6 protein-coding genes and 1 pseudogene are annotated in these 7,894 nt (G+C 72.3%); 5 read left to right on the top strand and 2 right to left on the bottom strand.

Annotated features, from left to right (window positions below):
- The first annotated feature begins 214 nt into the window (after positions 1–214).
- The 5 genes from ACSNOH_RS31430 (at position 215) to ACSNOH_RS31450 (ending at position 5,736) form a co-directional block, all read left to right on the top strand.
- Positions 215–1,486 (top strand): aspartate kinase, encoded by a 1,272-nt coding sequence (locus tag ACSNOH_RS31430; RefSeq protein WP_436724849.1) that lies wholly within the window; start codon positions 215–217, stop codon positions 1,484–1,486.
- A complete protein-coding gene (locus ACSNOH_RS31435) occupies positions 1,483–2,595 on the top strand; it encodes an aspartate-semialdehyde dehydrogenase (protein ID WP_436724850.1) in 1,113 nt (370 codons plus the stop codon). The genes ACSNOH_RS31430 and ACSNOH_RS31435 overlap by 4 nt, the downstream gene beginning before the upstream one ends.
- A 363-nt stretch (positions 2,596–2,958) precedes the next feature.
- A complete protein-coding gene (locus tag ACSNOH_RS31440; protein WP_436724851.1) occupies positions 2,959–3,537 on the top strand; it encodes a SigE family RNA polymerase sigma factor in 579 nt (192 codons plus the stop codon).
- A 155-nt stretch (positions 3,538–3,692) separates the two neighbouring features.
- Positions 3,693–4,754 (top strand): hypothetical protein, encoded by a 1,062-nt coding sequence (locus ACSNOH_RS31445; protein ID WP_436724852.1) that lies wholly within the window; start codon positions 3,693–3,695, stop codon positions 4,752–4,754.
- Positions 4,755–4,818: 64 nt separating this feature from the next.
- The gene (locus ACSNOH_RS31450; protein WP_436724853.1) at positions 4,819–5,736 is read left to right on the top strand and encodes an SURF1 family protein; all 918 of its coding nucleotides are present in this window, start codon (positions 4,819–4,821) and stop codon (positions 5,734–5,736) included.
- Here the strand turns inward: ACSNOH_RS31450 and ACSNOH_RS31455 are convergent.
- Positions 5,621–7,516 carry a prolyl oligopeptidase family serine peptidase gene (locus tag ACSNOH_RS31455; RefSeq protein WP_436724854.1) on the bottom strand — a complete coding sequence of 632 codons (1,896 nt, stop codon included), beginning with the start codon at positions 7,514–7,516 and terminating at the stop codon, positions 5,621–5,623. The two genes, ACSNOH_RS31450 and ACSNOH_RS31455, sit on opposite strands and share 116 nt — an antisense overlap.
- 103 nt (positions 7,517–7,619) lie before the next feature.
- Positions 7,620–7,894, bottom strand: a pseudogene (locus ACSNOH_RS31460) (phenylalanine 4-monooxygenase); the annotation flags it as partial.

Genomic DNA, 7,894 nt, shown 5'->3' on the forward strand with positions numbered 1-7,894 from the left:
CCGGTGCCCCGGCCACCCCCGGCCCCGTATGGCCCCGCTCACAAAGTGAGTGTGATCGTTCCGGCAGGGCAGGAGCGATCACGGGCGGTCCGACGGCGTACCGTTCACGATCACGGCGCGGGCGACACGTCTCAGCATGCGATATCGGCATGGCTGATTCCGACCGCTCGTTAGACTGAGCCGACCGCATTACACAGAGCTGCGAGGAGCGCACGTGGGCCTTGTCGTGCAGAAGTACGGAGGCTCCTCCGTTGCCGATGCCGAGGGCATCAAGCGGGTTGCCAAGCGAATCGTGGAAGCCAAGAAGAACGGCCACCAGGTGGTCGTCGTGGTTTCCGCGATGGGTGACACGACGGACGAGTTGATCGATCTCGCCGAGCAGGTTTCGCCGATGCCTGCCGGGCGTGAGTTCGACATGCTGCTGACCGCGGGAGAGCGGATCTCCATGGCTCTCCTGGCGATGGCGATCAAAAACCTCGGTCACGCGGCGCAGTCGTTCACCGGCAGCCAGGCCGGTGTCATCACGGACGCGGTCCACGGCAAGGCGCGCATCATCGACGTCACGCCGGGCCGCATCCAGCAGTCGGTGGACTCCGGCAACATCGCGATCGTGGCCGGCTTCCAGGGCGTGTCCCAGGACAGCAAGGACATCACGACCCTCGGCCGCGGCGGCTCCGACACCACCGCCGTCGCCCTCGCCGCGGCGCTGAACGCCGAGGTCTGCGAGATCTACACGGACGTCGACGGCGTCTTCACGGCCGATCCGCGGGTGGTGAAGAAGGCCCGCAAGATCGACTGGATCTCGTTCGAGGACATGCTGGAGCTGGCGAGCTCCGGCTCCAAGGTGCTGCTGCACCGCTGCGTCGAGTACGCACGCCGTTACAACATCCCGATCCACGTGCGCTCGTCCTTCTCGGGGCTCCAGGGCACCTGGGTCAGCAACGAACCGCAAGGGGACCAGCCGATGGAGCAGGCGATCATCTCGGGCGTCGCGCACGACACCTCCGAGGCCAAGGTCACGGTCGTCGGGGTGCCGGACAAGCCGGGCGAGGCCGCGACGATCTTCCGGGCGATCGCGGACGCCGAGATCAACATCGACATGGTCGTGCAGAACGTCTCCGCGGCGTCCACCGGCCTGACCGACATCTCCTTCACCCTCCCCAAGACCGAGGGCCGCAAGGCGATCGAGGCGCTGGAGAAGACGAAGGAGCGCGTGGGCTTCGACTCGCTGCGCTACGACGACCAGATCGCGAAGATCTCGCTGGTCGGCGCGGGGATGAAGACCAACCCGGGCGTCACGGCGACCTTCTTCGAGGCGCTGTCGAACGCCGGGGTGAACATCGAGCTGATCTCGACCTCCGAGATCCGCATCTCGGTCGTCACCCGTGCCGACGACGTGAACGAGGCCGTCCGGGCGGTGCACTCCGCCTTCGGCCTGGACAGCGAGAACGACGAGGCCGTCGTCTACGGAGGCACCGGGCGATGACGTCCGGCCCCGGCCCCGCGGCCCGTCCCGGCACCCCCACGGGTGCGGGGGCGGGCCGCAAGCCGGTGCTCGCCGTGGTCGGCGCCACCGGTGCCGTCGGCACGGTCCTGCTGGAGATCCTGTCGCAGCGCGAGGACGTGTGGGGCGAGATGCGCCTCGTCGCCTCCCCGCGCTCGGCCGGGCGCCGGCTGACCGTGCGCGGCGAGGAGACCGAGGTCCTCGCACTGGGCGAGGAGGCGTTCGACGGCGTCGACGTCGCCATGTTCGACGTACCGGACGAGGTCTCCGCGCAGTGGGCGCCGATCGCCGCCGCCAAGGGCGCGGTCGTCGTCGACAACTCCGCGGCCTTCCGGATGGACCCGGACGTGCCGCTCGTGGTGCCCGAGGTCAACGCCCACGCGGCGCGCGTACGGCCGCGCGGCATCGTCGCGAGCCCCAACTGCACCACGCTGTCCATGATCGTGGCGGTGGCCGCGCTGCACGCCGAGTTCGGCCTCAGCGAGCTCGTCGTCTCCTCGTACCAGGCGGCGTCCGGCGCGGGACAGGCCGGCGTCGACACGCTGCGGGCCCAGCTCGACGCGGTGGCCGGCTCCTCGCTGGGAACGCAGCCCGGCGACGTGCGCCGGGCGGTCGGCGACGGGCTCGGCCCCTTCCCCGCTCCGCTCGCGCTGAACGTGGTGCCGTGGGCGGGCTCGCTCCGGGAGGACGGCTGGTCCTCCGAGGAGCTGAAGATCCGGGACGAGTCCCGCAAGATCCTCGGGCTGCCGTCGCTGCGCGTCGCGGCGACATGCGTACGGGTCCCCGTGATCACCACGCACTCGCTGGCCGTGCACGCGCGGTTCGAGAACGAGGTCACGGTGGCGCAGGCCCACGAGATCCTGGCGAGCGCGCCGGGGGTCGTGCTCGTGGACGCCCCGGCCGAGGGGGAGTTCCCCACGCCGGCCGACGCCGTGGGCACCGATCCGACGTGGGTGGGCCGGGTGCGCCGGTCCCCGGACGACCCGCAGGCGCTCGACCTCTTCGTCTGCGGCGACAATCTGCGCAAGGGAGCCGCACTGAACACCGCTCAGGTGGCCGAATGCGTGGCGGCAGAGCTGACCACTCCCTAATCTGGAGAAGTGGTGAAGGTCTTGAAGGTCCTGTGATCAAGTCGTTGGTCCAGACCTCTTGAACTGGGCAGATGAAGTGTTCGACGATGCGCTCCCCACCCACTGCAACCGCCGGCGGGCCGGGGGGCGTCTTTGCTGCCGTCTCTCAGGGCGGTAGCAGAACCGGGGCATTGAGGAAGAGCTGGTACGCATGAGGGCATATGACGCATCGTCACGCGGCGCATCGTCAGACGCGGCGCCTCGCGTGTACAACCCTGACGGGGGGAAGCGTGTCCAACAGGCGTGGCAGAGGTCATCAGCATCGCAACCGCCCCGAGGCGCGGCGGCAGTGCGCTGCGTCCGCGTTCCCACCCGTCGGGCGGCATGCCGGTGATCGCTCCCTGGCCGACCGCCGGTCCCGCCGCCCAGATCCCGCCCCAGCGGGGGGACGCTGACGAAGCAATGGCAGCGGGCACCACAGTCGACCACCTCACCGAGACCTACAGGGCCCACTACCGGTCCCTGCTCGGCCTTGCCGCGCTGCTCCTCGACGACACCGCCTCCTGCGAAGACGTGGTCCAGGAGGCCTTCATACGGGTGCACTCCGCGCGCGGCCGGGTCCGGGACCCGGAGAAGACCCTCGCCTACCTGAGGCAGACCGTCGTCAACCTGTCCCGCTCCGCGCTCCGCCGCCGGATCCTCGGGCTGAAGCTGCTCTCCAAGCCGATGCCCGACATGGCGAGCGCCGAAGAGGGTGCGTACGAACAGCTGGAGCGCGACCAATTGATCAAAGCGATGCGTGGGCTGCAACGCCGCCAGCGGGAAGTCCTCGTCCTCCGCTACTTCGCCGATATGACCGAGGCCCAGGTCGCCGAGACCCTGGGCCTCTCGCTCGGCTCGGTCAAGGCGTACGGGTCGCGCGGCATCGCGGCGCTCCGCGTCGCCATGGAGGCTCCGGCATGACCCGCCCCCCTTATGACGGGCCCGGTCCCGCCGACGAGCACGGGCGGGGCATGCACGATCCAGCTACGAACGGTGCCGGCGCGAACGGTGCCGCTTCGAACGGTGCCGGCATGCACGACGCCGGTACGAATGGTGCCGGCGCGAACGGTGCCGGTATGCACGACGCCGGTGTGACCGATGCCGGTGCGAGCGACGGCGGCATGGACGAGCAGACGCTCCGGCAGCTGCTCCAGGGCGCCGTCGGGAGCATCGAGCCCGCCCCCGACTCGCTGGAGCAGATCCGGCGCGCCGTGCCGGCCCGGCGCACCCGCCGCAGGCAGGCCCTCGTCGGCGCCGCGGCCGCGCTGATCCTCGGCGGCACGGCCCTGCCCGCCGTCCTCCACGTCGCCACCACCGGTGACGCGGTCGAGGACCGCCACACCAACACGGCCAGCAGCCAGCACACCCCCGAGGAGCCGGGCACCGAGCCCGAAGGAGTGGGCGACGGCGGCGGGCGGCCCGACGAGGGGGAGGCCCGGAACCACGACGAGAAGCGGGAAGAGCACAAGGAAGAGGGGAAAAAGGGCAACGAACCCAAGCCCGCCGCTTCCTCCCCCGCAGGGAACCTCCCCGCGCCCACGAGCACCTTCGCCCCCGTCTCCCCGACGTGCGACCGGGACCAGCTCGGCAAGGGCAGCGGGACGGTCGGCCCGGCCGACCGCGACGGGCGGGTCTACGGCGCCTTCCGCGTGGTCAACGTCTCCCGTGCCGTCTGTACGGTGGGCGGGCCGGGGACCGTCGCCGCGAGCCCGCGGGGCAGCGCCGAGAGCGGGCGCGTTTCCGTCGTGGACCACACGCCCGGCGACGCCGCGACCGGCCTGCCCGACCCGTCGACCGAGCCCAGCGAGGTCATCCTGCAGCCCGGCCAGGCCTACGAGGTGAAGTTCGCCTGGATCCCGGCCTCCGACGCCGGGCGCAACGGCTGCGCCAAGCCCGGTGGCGGCGGCTCCTCCCCGGCGCCTTCCGCCGGCAGCGGAGCCAGCGCCTCCCCGGCCGGCTCCGCCGCGGCGACGCAGCAGCAGCCGAGCGTGCCGGATTCGCCACCGCCCACGCCCCCGCCCGCCGTCGTCCTCAGCCACACCCCGGACGTGGGCGAGCCGGCGATAGCCGACGCCAAGATCGACGACGCCTGCGCCGGCACCGTCTACCGGACGGGGCCGATCGCCACCGCGAGCTGACGCCTGCCGTGCTCCCGGCAGGGGGCGGTGCCCGCGCCCGCGACCGTGCCCGTACCGTGGTGGTGTGTATCGGTTCCTGCTGACTCCCCGCTGGTGGGCGATCAACGTCTTCACCGTGGTGGCCATCCCCTTCTGTCTCTTCATGGGCAGCTGGCAGCTCGGCCGCTTCGAAACGCGCGTCGACTCGCACCGCGAGCAGCAGACGCAGGCCGACGACGCCCGGGCAGCCGCGGCCGAGCCGCTGCGCGACCTGCTTCCGGTGACGACCGAGACCTCCGGCCGCCGGGCGACCGCCTCCGGCCGCTACGACACGGAGCACCAGCTGCTCGTGCCGGAGCGGACGCTGGACGACCGCCAGGGCTTCTACGTGCTGACGCTGCTGCGCACCGACGGCGGCAAAGCCCTTCCCGTCGTCCGCGGCTGGCTGCCCGGCGACGCGAACTCCAAGGCCGACACCGCCGAGATCCCGGCGCCGCCGGCCGGCCACGTGACCGTCACCGGCGCCCTCCAGTCCTCGGAGAGCCCCGGCTCCAAGGGCGTACGGTCCAGCGGCGGCCTGCCGGCCGGCCAGCTCGGCGTGATCAGCGCCGCCTCACTGGTCAACCTCGTGCCGTACGCGGTCCACGACGCGTGGATCACCGCCACCGAGGCGGACGGGGCCATGACCCCGGTGCCCCCGGCCGCCGCACCGGGCAGCGGCCTGGACCTCAAGGCCTTCCAGAATCTCGGCTACACCGGTGAGTGGTTCGTCTTCGCCGGCTTCGTGCTGTTCATGTGGGCCAGGCTCTTCCGCCGCGAGGCGGAGGCCGCACGAGACCTGGCCCTCGGCATCACTGAGGCATCCGGCACCACTAAGGCATCCGGCATCACTGAGGCGTCGGCTCAGGATGACCGGCCTCAGGACGGCCCGGCTCAGGACGATCAGGGCGGGGGCGGCCCAGGTGACGCTCCGCAAAAGCGATCTCCAGCCGGAGCTGCTTGATCCGCTCCTCCACCACCAGGGAGCCGTGCCCCGCGTCGTAGCGGTAGACCTCCAGGGGGTGGCCGCGCCGCTCCAGCCGCTCGACGTAGTTCTCGATCTGGCGGATCGGGCACCGCGGGTCGTTCATGCCCGCGGAGATGTAGACCGGTGCCCGCACCTGGTCGACGTACGTCAGCGGTGACGACGCCTCGTAGCGCTCCGGCACTTCCTCCGGGGTGCCGCCGAGGAGCGTGCGGTCCAGGGCCTTCAGCGCCTCCATCTCGTCGTGGTAGGCCGTCACGTAGTCCGCGACGGGCACGCCCGCCAGGCCCAGTGCCCAGGCGTCCGGCTGGGTGCCCAGGCCGAGCAGGGTCAGATAGCCGCCCCACGACCCGCCCGCCAGCACCAGCCGCTCGGGGTCGGCGATGCCCGCGGAGACCGTCCAGTCCCGGACCGCCGCGATGTCCTCCAGCTCGATGAGGCCGACCCGGTGCTTGAGGGCGTCCGTCCAGGCCCGGCCGTAGCCCGTCGAGCCGCGGTAGTTGACCCGGACGACCGCGTAGCCGTGGTCCACCCAGGCCGCGGGGCCCGCGGCGAAGGCGTCGCTGTCGTGCCAGGTCGGGCCGCCGTGGATGTCGAAGACCGTGGGGAAGGGGCCGTCGCCCGCCGGCTTCTGGATCAGGGCGTGCACCCTGCCGCCGGGGCCCTCCACCCACACGTCCTCGACCGGCACGGAGCGCGGCGCCCGGCCGACCCCTCCCGGCAGCGCCGGCGGATCCAGCACGACCTGCCCGCTCGTGGACCGCACCACCGACGGCTCGGCGGCCGAGGACCAGAGGAACTCCACGCTCCCGTCCGGCCGCGGCAGCGCGCCCGACACCGTGCCCGCCGGGGTGTCCAGCCGGGTCAGCGAGCCGTCGGCCAGCTCGTAGCGGAACAGCTCGCTGCGGGCCTGGAAGCTGTGCTCGATCAGCAGCGCCGAACCGTCCGGATACCAGCCCGCGTCCAGGTCGCCCGGCAGGTCGAGCGCCAGCGCCGTCTCCTCGCCCGTGGCCGCGTCCCACAGCATCGGCTCCCAGCGGCCCCGTCGCTGGTGCCCCACGAGCAGCCGGGAGTCACCGGCCACCGGCGCGAAGCCCATCACGGCCAGGCCCAGCTCCTCCGTGCCGCCCCGGGTGTCGTCCAGCTCGGCGACGGTGCTGCCGTCCGGCCGCACGATCCGGACGGCCGAGTGCATCGCGTCGCCGTGCTCGGTGTGCTCGATCGCGATCAGCGTGCCGTCGTGCGACATGCCGCCGACCCCCGCCGACTCCGCGTGGCGGTAGATCTCCACCGGCGCGGCACCGGGCCGCGCCACGTGGACCGTCGACCCGCCCTTGTCCGTGGAGCGCCCGACCACGGCCGTGCCGTCGCGGCCCAGGGCCAGGCCGGCGGGGTAGGAGGGCTCGAGGCCGGGCGTGGCGGGCTCGTCGGCACCGCCGTGGAAGGGCTGGCGCATCCACACGCCGAACTCGTCCCCGTCCGTGTCGGAGAACCACCAGATCCACTCGCCGTCCGGCGACAGCACCCCGCCCGTCGTGCCGTTCGGCCGGTCGGTCACCTGCCGCTGCCCGCCCGACGCGCGGTCCCAGGCGTACACCTCGAAGGTGCCCGTCACGTTCGACACGAACAGGGCGCGGTCCGGGGCGTCCTCCGCCCATCTCGGCAGCCCGACCCGCGGCGCCCGGAAGCGCTTCTCCCAGTCCGGCAAGGCCGCACCGGGCCCCTCGTCCTTCAACTCGGCCCCGTTGCTCTCAGTCATGGACCCATTCTGCGCCGGAGCGCGGGAGCGGCGTCCAGGCGAGCCCTCAGCCTGTGGAAAACCCTCATTCCGCTTCGGGGGGGGTCGGCCGGCTGAGCCGGGGTCAGGACCGGTCGCCCGGCACCGGGCGCAGACCAAGCCGGTCGCCCGTCTCGTCGTCGAAGTCCTCCAGGAAACCGGCCAGGAAATCCGTGAGGTGGTTCATGCACCGCGCACCGAACAGCACCGGCTGGTAGCCCGAAACCCGGTAGGGGGTCTCGACGATCGCGCGGACGTCCAGCTCCCGGACCTCGCACTGCCCCAGCCGCGCGAGCTCGCCGTACGAGGACAGCAGCGCCGCCCCGTAGGCCTTGGGCGCGCCCGCCCCCGCCCCCGGCC

The organism is Streptomyces sp. URMC 127 (assembly GCF_051386535.1).
Lineage (GTDB): Bacteria > Actinomycetota > Actinomycetes > Streptomycetales > Streptomycetaceae > Streptomyces.